Genomic DNA, 20,580 nt, shown 5'->3' on the forward strand with positions numbered 1-20,580 from the left:
TTATCAAAAGTAAGTAAAGTAATAATAAAAAAACATTACAAGAAATTGATAAAGCTGGAAATAAAAGCAATGAAGTAAACCGTTATGTAACAATTAGGGTGGGGGTAGGTGGTTCAAATCCCTCACAGGTCATCATATCTGGAAGGCTGAAATTCTTGATCTATCAAGGGTTTCAGCCTTTCTTCATGCCCGGTGCATGGTACCATTTCTATACGCAAAAGATGAATGATTAAATAAAAAGTTGTGGAGTAGTGCTTTTGTTTTATTCTGGTATAGAACCAATAACAGCAAAATATACATCCTATGCTCAATTTTCTGAAAAGTATAAATATGGGATGATGAAAGACAGAATCGAGTTAACTAGTTTCATGGATTCTTCTTTAAAAGACTTGTTTGTAAAAAATATAAGTAAAGCTAGAAAAAAACAATTACAAAAGGACAAGGGGATGCGGTATGAAGAGGAAAAAAATCAATAAGGTTCTTACAGGAACGTTAGCTGTTGGCATGTTATTATCTCAAGGTGCTCCATATAACGTATTGGCGAAAAGCCCGTTTGAGCTGAATCCAGTTGAAAATGCGGAAGAGATCTTAGCGAGCCTGTCTGTAGAACAAAGAAAGGCATTAGAGCAATTAGAAACAAATACAACCTTTATCATTTCACCGGATATTGATGCGAATAGCACTGAATTAGTCAAAGTCATAGTCGAATTTGAACAGGCGCCGGCGAAAATTGAAGTGATGAAACAAGCAGCGAAAGGAAAGAAACTATCTTCTGCTGATGCGAATGAGAAAGTGGAAAAAGCTCACAAAGATTTTAAACAGCATGTGCAATCATTGAAAGTGCAGAAGAACTTGACCGAATACAAAGTGGAAGATGTAAACATTACAAGAGAGTATAAAAAAGCCATCAACGGTGTAGCGATGACACTGCCTGGTGTGGCAGTTAATGATTTGCTGCAATCCGGTGTAGTTAAACATGTCTTTAAAGATTACGAGGTAAAAGTGGATCCCTCGGTAGAAACGAAAGTAGCCATAGATCCTAAAATGGCGGATAGTATTCCGCAAATTGGCGTGGACAAGCTTCATGCCGAGAATATTAAGGGGAAAGGCATTAAAGTCGGTGTGCTGGATACAGGGATTGACTACAATCATCCAGACTTAAAAGATGTTTATAAGGGCGGATATGATTTTGTAGATGATGATGCAGATCCGATGGAAACAACCTATCAGGATTGGATCGATGCTGGCGAGCCAGTATTTCCGGGTCGTGTGTATTACACGAATCATGGAACGCATGTCGCAGGGACGATTGCAGCCCAACAGAAAAACGTTGTGGATTACGCTGTAAAAGGGGTAGCACCGGAAGTAGATTTATATGCTTATCGAGTATTGGGAGTTTGGGGTGGAGGAGATACTGCGGGAATCCTTGCTGGAATCGATCAAGCGATTACAGATGGCATGGACGTCATCAATATGTCGCTCGGCGCCGCGACGAACAATCCTTTATATCCCACTTCTGTTGCAGTAAATAATGCCATGCTTTCAGGTGTGGTAACCGTCGTTGCTGCAGGTAACGCCGGACCGAACGAAAAAACGCTTGGTTCTCCAGGTGCAGCGGCTCTCGGTATTTCAGTAGGGGCAAGCGATGTTTCCATGACCATTCCTACATTTAGTGGAAGCGTTTTCACTAATGAAAATGATAATTTGCAACGTCTCGGCGATGACCTTTCTCCTCAACTAGAAGATTCAAAACGTCTTGGCAAAGATTTTTCTCCTAAAATAGAAGATAAGAGGAAGGGCTTGTCTCACCAATTAGAAGATTTGCAACTTCTGGGCAAAGACTTTTCCGACCAATTAGAAGATTTACAAGGACAATCTTTACCAATTGTATTTGCGGGACTTGGTAAAGCAACTGATTTTGCCGGGAAAGATGTCAGCGGGAAAATTGCGTTGATTCAGCGCGGGGAAATTGCATTTGATGAAAAAATCAAAAACGCCAAAAACGCTGGGGCTAAATCAGTGATTGTGTATAACAATGTCGACGGGCAAATACCTTCCTACTTGGGCGAGGTCGTCGGTTTAATCCCTTCTTTCCGTCTGTCAAAAGCAGATGGTGAGCGGTTAAAGGAGCTAGAAGAAGGTTCTTTCACATTTGAAACGTTAAGTAATACAAAAACAGAAGGCGATCATTTAGCAGATTTCAGTTCACGCGGGCCGGTAGAAGGAAATTATGATATCAAGCCGGATGTAGTCGCTCCAGGTGTGTCCATATTCTCCACGACACCGGAATTCATCAATGATCCACAGGATGGCATGAATTACGAGAATGCCTACGTACGTATGTCGGGGACATCGATGGCCTCGCCACATGTGGCAGGTGCAGCCGCATTGATTTTACAGGAGCATCCGGAATACACGCCTTTCGATGTGAAGTCGGCACTCATGAATACTTCGGATGATTTACAAGGGGATAATTCTGTATACGAAGTGGGCGCAGGACGAATCGATGCCTATCAAGCGGTTCATACAGATACCTCCATCAAAGTATGGGATAAGACACAAAATATCGAAAATGGAAACGTCGTAGAAATTGATGAACTAACAGGCTCCATTGTATTCGGCAGATATTATAAAAAAGGTAATGAACCAATTGAAGCAAGCAAAAAGGTGACGGTTCAAAACAGCAGCGAAGAAGAAAAATCTTTTACACTAGAAGTGGAGTATCACGGTGAGCGCAAAGGTATTCAAGATGCTGTGAATAACGGTGTTACAGTGGATGTACCTTCATCGATTACAGTGGGAGGCGGCCAAGTAAAGGAGCTCCAGCCAAAAATAACGATTCCAACCAGCGCTGCGTCAGGAAGATATGAAGGGTATATTCATGCGACCAATACCAACAATCCAGACGAAACCTATCAAATTCCATTTGCTGTGATGGTGACGGAAAAGGGAATTGCTTATCTCAAAACGACTAGACCATCCGTGACAAATATGAATCCTAACTGGCTAAATCATGACCCAATCATTCATGGCATCATGAAGTTGAATAGCCCAATGAAAACCATGGATGTGCTTGTAAAAGACAGTGAAACAGGAAAAGCTGTAGGGTTCCTAGGAACAGCGAATATGAGTAAATTACTAGTAGACGTAGATACATTTCTTGTGGGTGCGTTCGCCGGTTCGGTCTATCCATTTACAAATGATCCTTCCAAGCCGATCAGTGATTATGCTGTAAAGCTTCCAGCAGGCGATTATATACTGGAAACAATTGCACACGATGAGGAAGGTGGATCATATGTTACACACAATCCGCTTATCGTGGACAACACAGTACCAGAAGTGAACATGAATATAAAACCGGGTGTAATCGAAGTTAATGATTCGATGTATACAGTAGAAGATGGCCAAAAAGCAGTATGGCTACATGGAACAGCTAAGGATGCGACAGTGGATCTATTACAGTCTAAAGGATTGGACTTCGATCAATCGACCAACACGATGGCTTACTATGCAAACGATACACAAATAAGCGGGTATTTACCGGTTGAAGCAAATGGAGAGGTGAAAGTCGGAATTGAACCGAGTGATATTGCAAGACAACCTTTAAGTTTGAATTTGAGAACGTGGGATATTGCAACGGTAGATGATACACAAATGTATACCTTCTTGAAAGAAGGGACGGAATATACGACTTCTAGTTATGATAAGACCAGTATAAAAGTCGGCGATAATGTTACGATGACACTCAGCCTTAATAATGTGAAGCAGCTTGTATCCGGAGAATTTAATCTACAGGTCCACAATATATTCAAGTTTGCGAATGTAAAGCTGAACAATTCAGTAAAAAAATATGCCAAGGAAAAAGGCTTACAGGTATCACTCCATGAGCCTGTCGTGAAGGAAAGCTCTTCCTGGAATAGTTTGAAAATCGGTGCTTCCATTACTGGAAATGCATACAGAGGTCTGGATGGAGATATGCCATTCCTCGATGTAACTTTTAAAGTAGTGAATGATGAATACTACAATTATACACCTGGATTTTTGGTACAGAAGTCTTCTTATAAAAAATCGGGACAAACAACAGACACGGCCATTCCTTATTACTACAGTGAATACTTTACGATAATTTCTAAACATACACAGGTATATGGAAACATTACGCCAGAAGCATTTTATATATCTGCAGGACCAGGGCAAGGAGAATATTTGAAAAAGGCGGATTATTCGAAAATAGGTGCACAAGTATATGCTCTCTCCAGAAGCGGTAAAAAATATCCAGGAACAATTAATAATAAAGGAGCTTACACAATCAATGATATCCCGGCTAGCGATCAAGAATATTCGGTTGTTGTCGAGATTCCGGGGCATCTCAAAGCAATTCAGAAGTTCATTCCTGGATATAATGAAAAAGGTGAGTTACGTGGGCAAGCTATAAGAATTACTCAGAGAAATCTTGCAGGGGATTTGAATGGTGACAAAATGATTGATATCCTCGATATCCAGAGTGTCGTCGATGCATACGGTATGAAGGATTCATCTATTGTGCCGCAAGATATCAATCAAGATGGTGTGGTAGACGAAGCGGATGTTCGTTTGATTGAGAAAAACTTCTTAACGAAGGGACCTGACGCACCTGCCAACAAACAGCCGAAAGAAATGATTGGCAAGAAAGGGCTGGAATACTTCCTGCGTCTTATCGGTCTTGAGCCGAAACAATAACAAGGGATGTTGATAGAAGGGGAGGAATGCGAAAGCATTTCTCCCCTTTTTACTATATGGGCTAATCGTTTCAGTGTTTGGCATTTACCGAGTTAACCTATTGCCACTATGGAAGAGCAAGACGATTTACTGAAACAATCAGGAAGAGAGAAATGATTAACATAAAAAGGGAACCACCGATTACGACTGCTTGAACCGAAAATGAGTGTGCCGCTATCCCAAAAATCAGAACAGCCAACAGTTGCAAAGAATGGATGACCATTCCGTATAAACTTGAGATTCTTCCCATCATGTCTATCGGAATGTTTTCTTGGATATAGGTCGTGAATCCCGTATTTGCCAACGCAAGTGCAAAACAAAGGATAAAGAAACCGCTGCTGGCCATCAAATAATTCATTGAAAAACTGTAGATGACATACCCGGTGGATACCAAAATGGTCCCACTGCACATCAAATGTTTGGCCGACATGAATTTAACGAGTAGATTTGTGTAAATTGCCCCTACTAAAAAGCCGATTCCTGCCACACTGACGAGTGAACCATATGCCGCATCCGTTAAATGAAGAACTTCTTTCGCAAAAGCCACTTCTGTTGAATCAAGCGCAGCCGTTAACAGCATGACCACTTGAAAGACCATATACACGACAACAAAAGGGAAAGCAATTTTACTGAACTTCCAGACTAAATGCCAATCCTGTACGATTGTTCCCCAAGTAAAGTTTGTAGATTCAGATGAGTCTATACGGTTTTGTCTCGGAAGCAAATATATCAATCCAGCTGATAATAAAAACGTACCAGTATTCACAAACAACGCCATTTCAAGAGAGCCTAGCATAAATAATATCCCCGCAAGAGCAGGTCCCAAGATGAACGCACCAGAATGAACAAAACTGAGCATGGCGTTGAATTGTTTTCGCTCGTCTTCCGGCAATAGCAACGTCATATAGGTAAAAGAGGCAGGTCCAAACATTGCGCCTGCCATTTGAATAATCATCACAACCGCATAGATGCCCCATATGGAATCTAGAAAAGGAATGAACAGAATAAGTGATGCCCGCACTACATCAAGGACAATCATCAAATGCTTCGTCGATACACGATCAATCACACTGCCCGACCAAAATCCCATCAGCATAAACGCAAACGGTTTAATCATATACAGTACCGCAACTGCAAATGCGGAACCAGTCGTGTCAAAAATCATTAAGTTGATGGCCAATAAATAAATCCATCCTCCAATATTCGCTATTCCTACAGCACTTAAATAATAAGCGCGGAATTTCCATTTAGATAATTCCATTTCATATACCTCCGACATGTTTTTTGGGCAAACAAAAAAATCCCACCTCCAAGACGATTTGTCTTGGGGACGAGATTGACATGTCGTGGTACCACCCCAGTTTGTCCTGATGTCACCATCAGAACCTTTTCAAGTACGGCATATATTTCATGCTTATACTGTAGCTCGTTAACGGGAGCATCCGTCACACCATCCCCCTAAAATTCAAGGTTCCCATGTGAGGCTCAGAGACTTGTTTCAATCAGTGAATGCTTACCCTTTTTCAGCTGCGGGGCTCTCTGTTCAAGAATTCAGATGATTTACTGTTCTCATCATAGCTTTTAATTTTCGCTATCATAACATAAGGAATCTCTTCTTGGAATCTATTTTATCTAATTATTAAAATAAATAAAAAATATTATTGTAAATAAATAACAGTATATGCCACAATCTTAGTAAGTGTATTTTTTATGGAGGGTTTTTATGGAATTATTAATCATAAGGCATGGAGAATCAGAGGCAGATTTATTGGAGGTACATGAAGGTAGGGCAGATTTTCCTCTAACAGAACTGGGGGAACAACAAGCTAGCATAATGGCAACATACATAGAACAACATTATAGACCAAACATCATCTTAACTAGTCCTTTAAAAAGGGCTAGAAGGACCGCAACCATTTTACAAGAATCTATTGGCTGTGGATTAATTGTAGAGAATGATTTGATGGAATTTAACAATGGAATCCTTGCAGGACTATCTAGAAATGAAGCTGCAATTAAATATCCCTTACCACAAGGAGGGAGACCAATTCATATCCCTATTCAAGATGGTGAATCTGAATTAGAATTCCGTTTCCGGGCAGATAGCATCTTCCATAAAATCTTATTTGAATATCAACATTATGACCGAGTAGCTATTGTCTCTCACGGAGGAATGATTTCAAACATATTAAAAGCATTTCTCAAACAACCGATGAATCAGGAATTTGCTTTTCCGACGGGAGATACCGGAATTCATTTGCTCGAAATAAAAGCGAGCACTCGTATCATCAGGTTTCTCAATAAGCAGGAACATCTTCAGCTAATAGAAGACGAGAATTAAGTTCACTGTGACTGGGAGCGGCTTTCTCGTTTAATCCTCAGTCTTTTCTGAAGTCATACGTATCTTTGCGAACATCAAGTTCCATTCCATTTATGGAGACAATATGATCATTAATCCACTTGATTTCTCCTTCTTCAATTCGGTAAGCCCAATACAGATTTCGTTTGTTATCGTTCTTATTATGATAGATCACTTCGCCTCTGACGGCAGGTGCAACTGTTGAGTGACCGTTACTTACATAAGTCAGGACCGTATAGTCTCCGGTGGGGGAAACTTCCTCAGCAAGCAAATCACCCTTAGGAACCCGCTCAATACTGAAGAACAAATGATTTACGACCAGTACTATTCCAAATATAAGGGAACCGAAAAGCAAAATAAAATATCCAGCTACTTTGAAGACTGTCCTTTGCTTATTAGACATGGATTCCACTCCCTTTATCTAAAAAACGTATTGGAAAGAAATTGGTTCCGCCGTTAAGAAAATAACTAATAGTATTATGGTTTGTCTGATTAAATGAGATAAATCCAATAAATAAAATTAGGGGTGAAGTTATTGAATCATAGTGTTTACTGTGAGAGATGCAGGAAAGAAATTAAGTATCGAGATGATTTAGTGACGACAACTTTTTTATTTCAATTAGTACCATATCATGATGAATGTTATTCAAAAGATATAAAAGGTATGCGGACATTTTTTGTTGGAAATCAACCACTCAACGGGTTGTCCGGTAATATTCTGACGTTAATAGCTTTCATATTAGGAATAGCTGCTTTCTTCTTATTAGATGAAAATGGGAGATTGACTGGTTTGTTGGCTTTTGTCGTCCTTGGATATCGTCTTTATTCATATTTTAAGTTTGAAAAAAAGTTGGCACCTTAAAACTAATGTGGAAGAGAAGAAAACAATATTTTCTGCCCTTCATTCATAAAAAGTGCGGGGCTTTATATTGTTTTCTAGGCATTTCGACCGCATGTAATAGATAGGTAATTATAGACGATATTATCTGATAATTCCATGGTAATATAGGAATATCTTATTTAATTGTTGGAGGTAGGAAGTGAAAATAAAACGAAAGATTTTAATTGGAATGACGACATTGGTCATGTTCACTGGGACGAGTTTGATAACTTTGCCCGAGAAGGCATCTGTACAGGCTGCTTCTTCTTATACAAGTTTACAGAACTCAGTGAATACGATTATGAGAGACAGTAGAATGACCAGTGCTTCATCGAGTGTGACGATTCGTAAAGCGACTACAGGTGAGATTGTCTATCAAAAAGATGCAAATAAAGGCATTACTACCGCTTCAACTCTAAAATCCCTCACCGCATCTGCCGCTTTGGAAACACTTGGAGAAAACTATCGCTTTTCCACAGATGTTCTTACAAATGGAACTGTTTCAAACGGAACTTTGTATGGAAATCTGTATCTTCGTGGAAAAGGGGATCCAACTCTACAAAAAAGCGATTTCGATCATTTTGCTTCAATGCTAGCTAATCGTGGAGTAAAGCGACTGTCTGGACACATTATCGGGGACGACAGTTGGTACGATGCTGACCGGCTTTCACCGGGGATTGCAAGAGAAGACGAATCCTATTATTACGCTGCACAAATTTCTGCATTAAGCCTTTCACCGAATACGGATTATGATGCAGGCTCTGTCATTGTGAGTGCCAAACCTTCCGTGAATGGACGAGCTGCACAAGTTACGTTAACACCTGCTACGGGTGTCGTACGCATTGTTAATTTATCTAAAACAGTTCCTAAAGGGTATAGCAATACGTTGAAAATCAAACGTGAAGTCGGCACGAATAAAGTGGTGATAACAGGAAATGCTCCAATCGGTTCTGCAGGCAGTAAAGAATGGATTGCCGTTTCCAACCCAACTGCGTATGCGATGGATGTTTTCAAGAGATCTTTATCTTCTAAAGGGATATCGTTTGTTTCAACATCTAAAGTGGTACAGGGCACTACACCTAGGACGGCACGCGTTCTTCTTTCCAAAAAATCGATGCCATTAAAAGATTTAATGATTCCATTTTTGAAGTTAAGTAACAATACGCACGCGGAAGTTTTGGCAAAGGAAATGGGTAAAGTTACATATGGAAAAGGCAGCTGGGATGCCGGACTTAGAGTCATGCGAAATTATGCAGCTTCTATCGGCTTAGATGTGAACCAATGGGTATTTGAAGACGCATCTGGAATGTCGCATGCAAATAAAGTACCTTCAAGCCAGATGTCCAAGTTACTGTATCTAGTCAGGTCAGAACCTTGGTATGGAACATTCCGTAAAGGATTGCCAATAGCGGGCGGCTCTGAGCGATTTGTTGGCGGAACGTTACGAACGCGAATGAAGACAGCACCTGCTAAAGGAAATGTAATTGCCAAGACGGGCAGTTTAGACGATGTAAGTGCTCTAGCGGGCTATGCTAAAACAAGAAATGGTGAATGGCTGATTTTCAGCGTTCAAACTCAAAATACAAAATCTAGCACAGTTCCTGTCATTGATCGCTTGGCAACCGCCATTGCGAATACCAATACATCCCAATAATTTTTGGCTGCATCCTTTAAACGGTGCAGCCTTTTATTATGCTATTTCGTTTAATATAAAGGAATATGAAAAGATAGATAGAATATTCAAGTAGAGACAAAAATTGGGGGAACAACATGAAATTACGAATTTTACATACCAATGACCTACATAGCAACTTTGACAATTTTTCACGAATGGCCACACTGATTTCAACATATAAAAATGAAAATACCATTGTGCTCGATGGTGGGGATTTTGCAGACTTTAAAAGCATTGAACTGCAGGGCACAAAAGGCATCGCAGCTATTGAGCTGTTAGAAGAAGTGGGATATGACGCCTTAACCATAGGAAACAACGAGATGTTCAATGGTGTGGGAACTCTCGAGCATATGGCGAGTCATAGCTCCGTTCCTTTTATCAGCAACAATTTGGTGAAAAAAGATTTGAGTATCATTCAAGGAGTTGTTTCCAGCGCTATTGTGGTGAAAAATGGTCTCCGCATTTTGATTACCGGTTCATCTCCGGATATGGGGGTTTTCAATGAGGGTCTAGGAATCCATGTATATTCTTATAAAGACATGATAGCAAACGAAATCAAACGCAATGAAGGTCAGTATGACCTGTGTATTCTACTGAGCCATATAGGCACGGTAGCCGATGAGGAAGTGGCAGAGGATATTTCGGAAATAGATATCATTCTGTCTGCACATGATCATCAGCTGTATAATGAAGCGAAAATTGCCCATGGCACCATCATGAACAGTGCTGGCAATTACGGTGAATACTTAGGGATTGTGGACATTGAAATAAACGAAAATAAACAAGTAGAACTGATTTATTCGGCCACTCTCCCAACAAAAAACGAAGAAATTGATGAACGTATAACGACCATTTTGAAAGAGAATAAAGCAAAAGCCATAATGACATTGAGTCGTCCCCTCTATCATCTTGAACAACCACTTTGGCATGATGTCCTGGAAGAAAATCCGCTGACAAATCTCATTGCAGACGGATTGAAAGATATGTTAAAGTGCGAGATTGGATTAATCAACAGTGGCATTGCGAATTCAGGTGTTTTTCACGATCTATCCCATAAAAAGTTAATCGAGGTATGTCCGTCCCCCCTAAACCCCACATCATTTGAAGTGAAAGGCAAAGACATCAAGTTAGCGTTGGAGCAATCACTAGATGCCCAGGTTTGTTTGGCAGATGGCAGAGGACCTGGCTTCAGAGGGAAATTCGTTGGCAGGCTGCACATTTCCGGAGCTGACATAATTCACGACGGCAAAACAATTGAAGGTGTAATGATTGGCAAAAGGCTAATGGAAGACGAGGTTTGGTATTCAGTCGCTAGTTCCGATTATTTACAGCGCGGTTCTGGCTACCCATCACTTGCCCATAACCGAAATGATCAGTATAGCCCGGATGAAATCAAAGATGTTATACGTCAGTATGCAAATCAACCCGACTTTGTAGAGCGTGCAATGATGAATCGATGGAAACAAGTGGCGAGTGTGAGTGTGTGAATTTAGTAAACCCTTAAGCTCCACGGAGGGCTAAATAAAAAAGCACGAGTTTTCGAAGATCCCTTTAAATTAGAAGAGATTCTGCGAAAGCCGTGCTTTTTCTTATTCATGCGGAACGTGCGGCAAGAGCGAATGTACGATAAACAACCGTCCCGTTTAACAGAGTCATTTATTCAAATCAGAGGTTAAAACAACCCGACAGCATTTCCTTCTGCATCAATATCCATTTTTAACGCTGCTGGTTGTTTTGGCAATCCGGGCATCGTCATGATATCACCCGTCAGGCAGACTAGGAACCCTGCACCCAGTTTTGGGATGATATCGCGAATGGTAATAACGAAGCCTTCAGGGCGACCAAGAAGGGACGGTTGATCCGAAAGGGAATATTGTGTTTTGGCCATGCAAATAGGCAAAGCATCCCAGCCGTATTTCTTCAATTCGGCCAGCTTTTTCTTCGCGCTGTCCGTTAACTGTACGCCAGCTCCACCGTATACTTGTTGAACAATCACACGTAGTTTTTCTTCGACGGAGTCCATTTCGTCATACAGTAACTTGAAGTCAGTAGGTATGTCCAGTTCTTGTTTGACGAGCTTCGCCAATTCAAGCCCACCTTTGCCACCTTGCTCCCACACATTTGTCAGGGCAATATTCACGCCTTGTATTTGAGCCCACTCCATAATTTCTTGCATTTCCTCTTGTGAATCGGTAATAAAACGGTTCAAAGCAATCACCGGCTCAATGCCAAACTGACGGACGGTATCCACATGCTTCGCCAAATTGGTCATGCCTCGTTTAACTGCATCAGCATTTGGCTGTGTCAGCTCGCTTTTCAAGACGCCACCATGCATTTTCAATGCACGAACCGTTGCGACTATGACAACGGCATCAGGATGGAAGTTACCTTTTCTTGATTTTATGTGCATGAATTTCTCCGCACCTAGGTCTGCTCCGAATCCTGCTTCTGTTACGACGATATCAGCAAGTCTTCTTGCTGTGTTGGTTGCCATCAAGGAGTTGCAGCCATGTGCAATATTGGCAAAAGGACCACCGTGAATAATGGCGGGTGTTCCTTCTATGGTTTGGACCAAGTTCGGCTTGAAGGCATCTTTTAAAAGCATCGTCAAGGAGCCTTCTACGCCTAACTGACGAACCGTTACGGGTTCTTTATCGTATGTATACGCAATGACCATTTGCGCAAGCTTCTCCTTCAAATCTTCCAAAGAAGTGGCAAGGCAAAGAACGGCCATGATTTCAGAAGCTACAGTGATATCGAAACCATCTTGTCTAGGGATTCCTTGCATAGGACCGCCCAATCCAATGGTAATTTGTCTTAATGCACGGTCATTCATATCGAGCACTCGTTTCCATGCAATTCTTCGTGGGTCGAGATTCAATTCATTTCCTTGATGTAAATGATTATCAATAAATGCGGATAATGCGTTATTGGCAGTCGTGATGGCATGGATATCTCCCGTAAAATGTAGGTTGATATCTTCCATTGGCAATACTTGCGCAAATCCACCACCAGTGGCACCACCTTTTACACCCATTACAGGACCTAAAGACGGTTCACGCAATGCAACAATGACCGATTCATTCAACTGGTTGAACGCGTCAGCCAATCCTACTGTCACGGTTGATTTTCCTTCTCCTGCGGGCGTCGGACTGATGGCGGTAACTAAGACAACTTTTCCATTTTTCGTTGCAGGTGGCAGGGAAGAAACGTCAATTTTGGCTTTGAAATTGCCGTAAAGTTCAAGTGCTTTTCTAGGAATCCCTGCTTTGTCTGCGATTTCCTGGATTGGTAACATGGTTGCATTCGTTGCGATGGATAAGTCTGTAAATGTCATGAATTTCCCAACCTTCCTTGTTCCTTTTATTGATCCTGATGAGTAAACTTTTTCTCAGTTACCTTTGCTTACGATTTAACAACAAAATCTCGTTGCTGTGCATTTAATTGGCGAAGCTTTTGAATATCTAATCGAAATAACAGTGAAATGGTTAAAGCGACTAAAAAAAGAAGCGAGAATACGATTAGCGTACCTTTGTAACTGCCGGTTGTTTCACGAATCCATGATACAACTATCGGGCTTACCAATCCTGCTGCAGCCCAAGCTGTTAATATATAGCCTTGAATTGCACCAAGCTGTTTTGTACCAAAAAGGTCCCCTATAGCGGATAATGCAATCAACCAACGATTTTTAGTTTTCATGATCTGCTTCAATTGTAATAATATTTGTGTGAATGGGAATTCGCAAATTGATTCCCTTAAATCTATATTTGACAATAGTAACTTACAAAATTCATGGATTCAAGTGGATATTAAGTTAAAAATCGAACGATTTTAATAATAAAATTAAAAAACATTCGTCTTTTTGCGATTACATCCGAGTGAAAATAAAATGGTTGTGATCCTTGGGAAAAAATCTCCCCTAGTACTTGAAGGGTGTGATAAAAGTGAATTGCGGGTATACCTATATCTAAACAAACATATTGAGGGGGTGTACCTATGTTTGAACCAAAGAACAAAGATAAACAAGATGAAAGAATCATGACACATAAGGAAACTGAGAAAAAGAATGTAAAGCTTTCCTCAAATGATGTATCGGAAGAAAAAAATGAAAATACAGAGACTGTGGTCACACAACCACGTATCAGTACTGAAGGTCTCTAAAACAAAAGGCGGGCTCTGATGGGGTTCGCTTTTTTGTTGGCATTTCTGTTGTCACCCGAATGAGATTTCACTCGAAACTTTTATGTCTCTTGGTGTATAATGCAACAGTAAGCAAGTGCATAAGCGGTCATTTTAGTAATAGTATGATATAGATACATATACGTGAAAGAGAGTGAAACGATATGGGACGTAAGTGGAATAATATTAAAGAAAAGAAAGCTTCAAAGGATTCAAATACAAGTCGGATTTATGCAAAGTTTGGTCGCGAAATTTATGTGGCAGCTAAACAAGGTGAGCCGGATCCAGAATCAAACCGTGCACTTAAAGTTGTACTTGAGCGTGCGAAAACGTACAGTGTGCCAAAAACTATTATTGATCGTGCGATTGAAAAGGCAAAAGGCGGTTCGGAAGAAAACTACGATGAACTTCGTTATGAAGGTTTTGGTCCAAGTGGATCGATGGTTATCGTTGAAACACTGACGAACAACGTAAACCGTACAGCTTCGGATGTACGCGCGGCATTTGGTAAAAATGGCGGGAACATGGGTGTAAGTGGATCGGTTGCCTACATGTTTGACGCAACGGCTGTCATTGGTATTGAAGGCAAATCAGCAGACGAAGTATTTGAACTTTTAGTAGAAGCGGACGTTGATGTACGTGACGTATTAGAAGAAGAGGAATCAGTGATTGTATATGCTGAGCCTGATCAGTTCCATGCTGTGCAAGAAGCATTCAAAAACGTAGGAATTACTGAATTTACAGTTGCTGAACTGACGATGCTAGCACAAAATGACATCACGCTTGAACAAGATGCACAAGCGCAATTCGAGAAAATGATTGATGCGATTGAAGACCTAGAAGACGTTCAACAAGTCTACCATAACGTGGATTTAGGTGAATAAATAATAGAAAGCCGCACCGAGTCCAGGGGAACCTGGCAGTAGGTGCGGCTTTTATTGTGATTTCAAATTAAAATTGGAAAAGGGACATACCCGATTGGGCATGTCCCTTATATAGATAAGATAACATAAAGTCTGAATGATAATTTTTCATCCCGAATATTCGGGGAATAATTTCCTAAGAAAGTGTTCCTTGCTTTCCGTGCCGCGGTCATTTGTCCACTGGGTGTCTTCCTTAAGCAACGTAAACCCTACCTTCTTTTACGTCCTTGCGACCCTATAGTCGCGCCAGTGTGAATAAGTTTAATCAAAAACATCGAGTAGATGCCAGAATTTCAAAACTTAATTGTTACCTTACATGTTAACTTGACTATTATTACACACACAATGGTCTTTGTCAAAGAATATCCTATAAATTGTAAAAGGAATCATCATTTCAGTAAACAAAAAAGCTCATTTACTCCGCTAAATCCCTAGGTCCTTCATCATCCCCTTCATATCATATAAGAATCTTTGAAGGAAAGGGGGACTTTATCATGGATTATTACGGCGGCGGTTACGGTCAATGTGGTGGCTATGGACCATGTGGTGGTCAATACGACCACTGCTCTCGTAGAGGCGGGAGTACTTTTGCAATAATTGTAGTTCTTTTCATTTTACTAATTATCATCGGTGCATCTTTCCACCATAGAAAATGCTAGTAAAATAGGAAATTCTCTCGCAAGTAAGATGGTTATATACACTCGAATTTCCCCTGAAAAATACCGACTGATTTAAGGAGTGCCTAAACAGCACTCTTTTTTAATGAAACTCGAATATTGCTCCACCTTCGCTACTTCTGGGGAAACAGAATGTGGTCTAGGTAGACAGTTTGTGTGTCCAGGTAGACAGAGTCGCATTCCAGGTTGTATAAAATACATTTCCCATTCATAGTGGCGAAGGGTTTGGGGTATTTTCAAATAGCATACCTCCAGGTAGATAGTTTGTGTGTCCAGGTAGACAGAATCGCATTCCAGGTTGCACAAAAATATAAATTCCTTTTGCAAAGTTTCAGGATATGTTGTTTTGATTAAATGATCTACGGGAACAGTTACATAAAAAAAGGAGGTTTTCGCATGCCTTGGAACAACAATGATTATCCGGATTCATTGAAAAACCTGGACACGTCTGTCCGCAAGAAAGCTATCGAAGTTGCCAACGCACTTCTTCAGGATGGAATGGAAGAAGGATGTATGACTATGATTGAAGCTTATTTACATAAAAACGCCCACTTCATTTCATAGATGAAGTGGGCGTTTTGGGTATTAAATGTTGTTGTTTGCTTTTTTAACTCGACTGTAAAACAGAATCCCGCTGGCTAATAGGATTACACCAAATGTAAAAGTCTTGAGGTCGGCTGTACCTGCATAAATAACCCAAATGGAGTAAAGGGTAGCAAGAACTCCTATAATCCCATCCGTAATTCTACCTCTTCCATTTTTATATGTTTCACCAGTAAAGACCAGCTTCAACTGGAAAGCAGAAGAAATGAAATAAGGAACTAAATATGACAGCGTTGCGACGATAATGATGAAATCAAAGGCGGCTGCTATCGTATTTGATACCGTGGAGAATATGAACACCTGTGCAACTAAATTAGTGATGACTAAAGAAAAGACAGGTATCCCATTCTTATTTACTTTTGCGAATGAAGGGAGAAATAAACCTTGTTTAGCTGCCTGGTAAGGAATTTCAGCACTCAGCATAACCCAACCAATTGTGGAACCAAATAAACTGACCAGACCGATGGCGGCAAGAATTTTTCCACCGACTGGTCCCAACACAGTTGAAATGGCATCGATAAGTGGTTTATCAGAAGCGATTAGTGCTTCATGGCTTAACATTCCTAAAACTAGCGTGCTGATCCCTACATAAATGGTAAGAGCAATAAGTAGTCCAATCGTCGTTGCACGCTTAACATCGATTGGTTTTTTAGCACGAGATGCAAATACTACGGCAGATTCAACACCAACGAATGCCCAAAGAGTTGCTACTGCTGCACCATTAACTTGCCCCAAAAGACCAATAGATTGTCCAAGCTCATCATATCTCGGCGCTACAAAAGGAAGAATGTTCGCTTTTTGAAATGCAAATAGACCAATTACAATAAATAATATGAATCCAATTACTTTCGTGGCAGTGGCAACAAAATTTATCTTCCCGGCATTTTCTAGACCGTTTAGGATGATATAATGCACACCCCATAACAATAATGTACAAACTGTAAAGGTAAGTGCATTCCCCATTTTTAAAGTGAAGTTACCAATGGTAAACAGTTCAGCCTGATTAACTAAAATAGGGAAGAACGTGGACAAATAACCTGCAAAAGTGGTGATGATGGCAACATTACCAGCAACATTACCAATCCAATATCCCCAAGAAGACATAAATCCTGACAACGTGGAAGCGTTACTGCCCGGCTTAAACAATTCCTTTGCATAAATCTGTGGACCACCAGTTAAATTTGGTTTTCTCAATGCAAGATTGCCAAACACGAGTGCAATCATCAACACTCCAAATCCCGTAATCAACCAAGCGGATAATACACCGGCAGGGCTTGCAACTTCACTCAATGTGCGGGGGAGCATAAAAATGCCGGATCCCACCATATTTCCAACTACTAACGCAGTTAAAATCCATAAACCTAGTTTTTTGTTCGTGTTCATAAGCATATGCTCCTTTCGTTCATCTTCTATCTACCCCCAAAATATGATTTGTAAAAAAAAATACATAAAACGCATTCAGAAACGGTGTGCAAAAACCGAATCAGACAAAAAGATAGTTTTCATGGTCAATTACTTTGACAGTTCTGCACATATTCAGTGCCAGTCCCAGCAACAGTAATCAGAGCGATCAGTGCTTCTGCGAAAAATCCTTTCGCTTGAAATCAGCAAGTTCAGTTCTCTGACTTTCTTTCAAGTAACTATTATTTATCGCGATCTCTACCTCATCTTAAGCTGATGAGGGCTATATTTATTCACTGTACTAATATAGATACGTTTAAATGATTAGTCAATTGAAATGATTTACTATAGTAGTGTACGAAAGTTCAGCTTATTGCAAGTTTTTTAGATTTTCCAATTGACCTTGACGCAACGTCAAGGTGTACGATGAAATCAAGAGGAGGTGACGAGATGGAATACACAGTTCAAAAATTAGGGAAAATGTCGGGAATCAGTTCACGCACATTGCGATACTATGACGAGATGAATCTTCTCAAGCCGGCGAGAATCAATTCATCAGGATATCGGATATATGGTCAAGCGGAAGTCAATAAGTTACAGCAAATCTTGTTTTATAGAGAACTAGGTTTGAGTCTCGAACACATCAAACAAATCGTGAACAATCCTTCATTTGATGGTGTGAAAGCCTTGAATGATCATCGTTCACAACTCCTCGACAAACGAAAGCAACTAGATCTACTGATTGCCAACGTGGAAAAAACGATTTCTTCAACAGAAGGGAGAAGTACCATGACGAACGATGAGAAATTTGAAGGCTTCAAACAAAAAATGGTAGATGATAATGAACAACAATACGGCAAAGAAATTCGTGCGAAATATGGAGATGACACGGTCAATCAATCAAATAGCAAATTAAAAAACATGACGCAGGCACAACATGATGAAGTAACAAAGCTTGCCAATGAAATTGCCATGACTTTAGCGGAAGCTTTCAAGACGGGAGATCCCGCAAGTGAGAAAGCCCAAAAAGCCGCTGAACTGCATAAACAATGGCTTATGTACTATTGGCCAAAGTATAGCAAGGAAGCACATGCAGGACTTGGGCAGATGTATGTGGATGATGAACGCTTTACTGCCTACTATGATAAAGAACAGTCAGGAACGGCTGCATTCTTCAGAGATGCCATTCAAATTTATACCGGTATGAAGTCATAACAAAAGAGCAGATTGAGTCAATTCGACTTCAATCTGCTCTTTCTTTCGTTGAAATAATCAATCAATCAATTGAATATTGTTATCTTTATACCAAACGTGCATTTGAGCGAGATGGGCAAGAAGCTGTGGCCCAGACATCAATTGACCAAACCATGGAACTTTGAATGCAGTTCCTTTCGACTCAACCAATTCATTCAACCGGTCACGGTCAAATAGTTCATGCAGAATCGAATTTTTGTCAATCAGAATGTCTTTCAGCCAGCCTTGGACACGGTCGGTGTAATACGGATTATGGGTTTTAGGATAAGGGCTTTTTTTGCGGTAAAGGACTTCGTCTGGTAACATGCCCTCTAATGCTTTTCGCAAGATACCTTTTTCCCGATTTCCCGCCATTTTTATTTCCCAAGGAATATTCCAGGCATATTCGACAAGCCGGTGATCGGCAAATGGTACCCGCACTTCCAAGCTAGCTCCCATACTCATTCGGTCTTTACGATCAAGAAGTGTTGTCATGAACCAAACCATGTTCAGATAAAACATTTCTCGCCGTTTTGCTTCAAGACTTGATTCGCCATCGAGACGAGGAGTTTCGGCAACACTCTGTTCATAGGCCTGACGTGCGTAATCTTCGAGTTTGAGTTTTTTGCGCCAATCATCTTTTAATAAGGAGACTCGCTCGGTTGTGGAGCGCATCCACGGAAAACCAGTGCCATTTAAATCATTTGCATTGTGAAACCATGGATAACCACCAAAAATTTCATCCGCGCACTCCCCGGACAAGCCAACTGTGAAATCCTCTTTTATTTCTCTGCAAAACCACAACAAGGAAGAGTCAACATCCGCCATACCAGGTAAATCACGGACATGCACAGCTTCAGTCAGATAATCTATTAGTTGATCTTGCGTAATGATGGAAGAGTGATGCACGGTTCCGAATGTATTGACGACTTTATCAATCCAAGGTCCGTCGGCATTCGGCTGAAATTCATTCGCTTTAAAAAACTTGGCATTGTCTTCATAGTCAATGGAATAAGTATGAAGAGGTCCTTTTGCTTCTAATTTGTAACGATTGGCTGCTATGGCCGTAATGGCACTGGAATCAACCCCACCTGATAAAAAGGAACAGAGTGGAACGTCTGATACAAGTTGACGTTCGACGGCATCCGTTACGAGGAAACGAACTTTTTCTGCCGTTTCATCCACTGAATCTGTGTGATGTTCACTTTTGACGTTCCAGTAGCGCCAAATTCGAAGACCTTGGCGTGAAACGGTTAATGCGTGAGCAGGTCGCAATTCCTTCACTCCATGGAATACCCCGGAACCGGGTTTTCGGGATGGCCCCACAGCCAGAACTTCTGCTAATCCTTCTCGAGACAGTTGCGTTTTCATATCTGGATGGGCAAGAAGAGCTTTAATTTCTGAAGCGAAAAGCAAGCCCCCGCCATGTTCCGTATAAAACAGCGGTTTTACGCCTAAACGATCGCGAGCAATAAACACTTTTTGATCCTTTTCATCCCAAATGGCAAAGGCAAATATGCCATTGAAATATTCCACACACTTTTCTTGCCATTCAATGTAGGAAGTCAGTAGTACTTCTGTATCGGAGTGTCCAGAGAAGGTATAGCCTTTTCGCAGTAATTCCTTCCGAAGATCTTCCGTGTTATATAATTCTCCGTTATAGCAAAGTGTATAGCGGGTATCATGCTGTACTTTCGTCATTGGCTGCCTGCCACCTATAGGATCAACAACTGTCAATCGTCGGTGCCCAAATACTGCATGTGATTCTAACCATACATTTTCATCATCGGGTCCGCGTTTGGCCAATGTTTTTGTCATGTTTTCAACTACAGATGCTTGTGTTCGCAAGTCGCGTTCAAAGTGAACCCATCCTGTAATTCCACACATTGATT

Annotated in this window: 16 protein-coding genes, 1 pseudogene, 1 riboswitch and 1 other annotated feature; of the genes and pseudogenes, 11 read left to right on the forward strand and 6 right to left on the reverse strand. The window is 40.7% G+C overall.

Annotation, left to right across the window (positions count from 1 at the left end):
• Positions 1-257: 257 nt before the first annotated feature.
• Both MHH33_RS01940 and MHH33_RS01945 read left to right on the forward strand, forming a co-directional pair.
• Positions 258-476, forward strand: coding sequence for a hypothetical protein (locus tag MHH33_RS01940; RefSeq protein ID WP_016429571.1), 219 nt, complete (start codon positions 258-260; stop codon positions 474-476).
• Entirely contained in the window at positions 454-4,719 is a 4,266-nt protein-coding gene (locus MHH33_RS01945) for a S8 family serine peptidase (protein ID WP_342542784.1), read from the forward strand. The genes MHH33_RS01940 and MHH33_RS01945 overlap by 23 nt, the downstream gene beginning before the upstream one ends.
• 106 nt (positions 4,720-4,825) lie before the next feature.
• Here MHH33_RS01945 and MHH33_RS01950 read toward each other — a convergent pair whose 3' ends face one another.
• Positions 4,826-6,019, reverse strand: coding sequence for an MFS transporter (locus tag MHH33_RS01950; protein WP_342542785.1), 1,194 nt, complete (start codon positions 6,017-6,019; stop codon positions 4,826-4,828).
• A gap of 62 nt (positions 6,020-6,081) precedes the next feature.
• Positions 6,082-6,343 (reverse strand) — a binding site (T-box leader).
• Between the two features lie 138 nt (positions 6,344-6,481).
• On the opposite strand from MHH33_RS01950, the gene MHH33_RS01955 reads away from it, so the two are divergent.
• A complete protein-coding gene (locus tag MHH33_RS01955; protein WP_342542786.1) occupies positions 6,482-7,099 on the forward strand; it encodes a histidine phosphatase family protein in 618 nt (205 codons plus the stop codon).
• Between the two features lie 37 nt (positions 7,100-7,136).
• Here the strand turns inward: MHH33_RS01955 and MHH33_RS01960 are convergent, their stop codons facing one another.
• On the reverse strand, positions 7,137-7,520 hold the full coding sequence (locus MHH33_RS01960) for a DUF5412 family protein (RefSeq protein WP_342542787.1): 384 nt from the start codon (positions 7,518-7,520) through the stop codon (positions 7,137-7,139).
• Between the two features lie 132 nt (positions 7,521-7,652).
• Between MHH33_RS01960 and MHH33_RS01965 the strand changes: the two genes are divergently transcribed.
• From MHH33_RS01965 to MHH33_RS01975, 3 genes are all read left to right on the forward strand, one after another.
• Complete coding sequence (locus tag MHH33_RS01965) at positions 7,653-7,979, forward strand: hypothetical protein (RefSeq protein ID WP_342542788.1); 327 nt, start codon at positions 7,653-7,655, stop codon at positions 7,977-7,979.
• Positions 7,980-8,157: 178 nt separating this feature from the next.
• Positions 8,158-9,651 (forward strand): D-alanyl-D-alanine carboxypeptidase/D-alanyl-D-alanine-endopeptidase, encoded by a 1,494-nt coding sequence (gene dacB, locus MHH33_RS01970; protein WP_342542789.1) that lies wholly within the window; start codon positions 8,158-8,160, stop codon positions 9,649-9,651.
• 116 nt (positions 9,652-9,767) lie between these two features.
• Complete coding sequence (locus MHH33_RS01975; protein ID WP_342542790.1) at positions 9,768-11,159, forward strand: metallophosphoesterase; 1,392 nt, start codon at positions 9,768-9,770, stop codon at positions 11,157-11,159.
• Between the two features lie 185 nt (positions 11,160-11,344).
• Here the strand turns inward: MHH33_RS01975 and MHH33_RS01980 are convergent, their stop codons facing one another.
• Together MHH33_RS01980 and MHH33_RS01985 are read right to left on the reverse strand one after the other, a co-directional pair.
• Entirely contained in the window at positions 11,345-13,009 is a 1,665-nt protein-coding gene (locus MHH33_RS01980; protein ID WP_342542791.1) for a formate--tetrahydrofolate ligase, read from the reverse strand.
• A 68-nt stretch (positions 13,010-13,077) separates the two neighbouring features.
• Positions 13,078-13,344: pseudogene (locus MHH33_RS01985) on the reverse strand (MFS transporter); the annotation flags it as partial.
• A gap of 324 nt (positions 13,345-13,668) precedes the next feature.
• Here MHH33_RS01985 and MHH33_RS01990 point away from each other — a divergent pair.
• The 4 genes from MHH33_RS01990 (at position 13,669) to MHH33_RS02005 (ending at position 16,015) form a co-directional block, all read left to right on the forward strand.
• The gene (locus MHH33_RS01990; RefSeq protein ID WP_016429584.1) at positions 13,669-13,833 is read left to right on the forward strand and encodes a hypothetical protein; all 165 of its coding nucleotides are present in this window, start codon (positions 13,669-13,671) and stop codon (positions 13,831-13,833) included.
• A 182-nt stretch (positions 13,834-14,015) separates the two neighbouring features.
• A complete protein-coding gene (locus tag MHH33_RS01995; protein WP_016429585.1) occupies positions 14,016-14,735 on the forward strand; it encodes a YebC/PmpR family DNA-binding transcriptional regulator in 720 nt (239 codons plus the stop codon).
• Positions 14,736-15,268: 533 nt separating this feature from the next.
• Positions 15,269-15,433 (forward strand): YjcZ family sporulation protein, encoded by a 165-nt coding sequence (locus tag MHH33_RS02000; protein WP_016429586.1) that lies wholly within the window; start codon positions 15,269-15,271, stop codon positions 15,431-15,433.
• A 414-nt stretch (positions 15,434-15,847) separates the two neighbouring features.
• Positions 15,848-16,015 (forward strand): hypothetical protein, encoded by a 168-nt coding sequence (locus MHH33_RS02005; RefSeq protein ID WP_342543803.1) that lies wholly within the window; start codon positions 15,848-15,850, stop codon positions 16,013-16,015.
• A gap of 21 nt (positions 16,016-16,036) precedes the next feature.
• On the opposite strand, the gene MHH33_RS02010 is transcribed toward MHH33_RS02005, so the two are convergent.
• A complete protein-coding gene (locus tag MHH33_RS02010) occupies positions 16,037-17,437 on the reverse strand; it encodes an amino acid permease (protein ID WP_342542792.1) in 1,401 nt (466 codons plus the stop codon).
• A gap of 105 nt (positions 17,438-17,542) precedes the next feature.
• Positions 17,543-17,724, reverse strand: a riboswitch (Lysine riboswitch).
• A gap of 181 nt (positions 17,725-17,905) precedes the next feature.
• Between MHH33_RS02010 and MHH33_RS02015 the strand changes: the two genes are divergently transcribed.
• A complete protein-coding gene (locus tag MHH33_RS02015) occupies positions 17,906-18,670 on the forward strand; it encodes a MerR family transcriptional regulator (protein WP_342542793.1) in 765 nt (254 codons plus the stop codon).
• A 57-nt stretch (positions 18,671-18,727) separates the two neighbouring features.
• On the opposite strand, the gene asnB is transcribed toward MHH33_RS02015, so the two are convergent.
• Complete coding sequence (gene asnB / locus MHH33_RS02020; RefSeq protein WP_342542794.1) at positions 18,728-20,575, reverse strand: asparagine synthase (glutamine-hydrolyzing); 1,848 nt, start codon at positions 20,573-20,575, stop codon at positions 18,728-18,730.
• Positions 20,576-20,580 lie beyond the last annotated feature (5 nt).

The organism is Paenisporosarcina sp. FSL H8-0542 (genome assembly GCF_038632915.1).
GTDB lineage: Bacteria > Bacillota > Bacilli > Bacillales_A > Planococcaceae > Paenisporosarcina.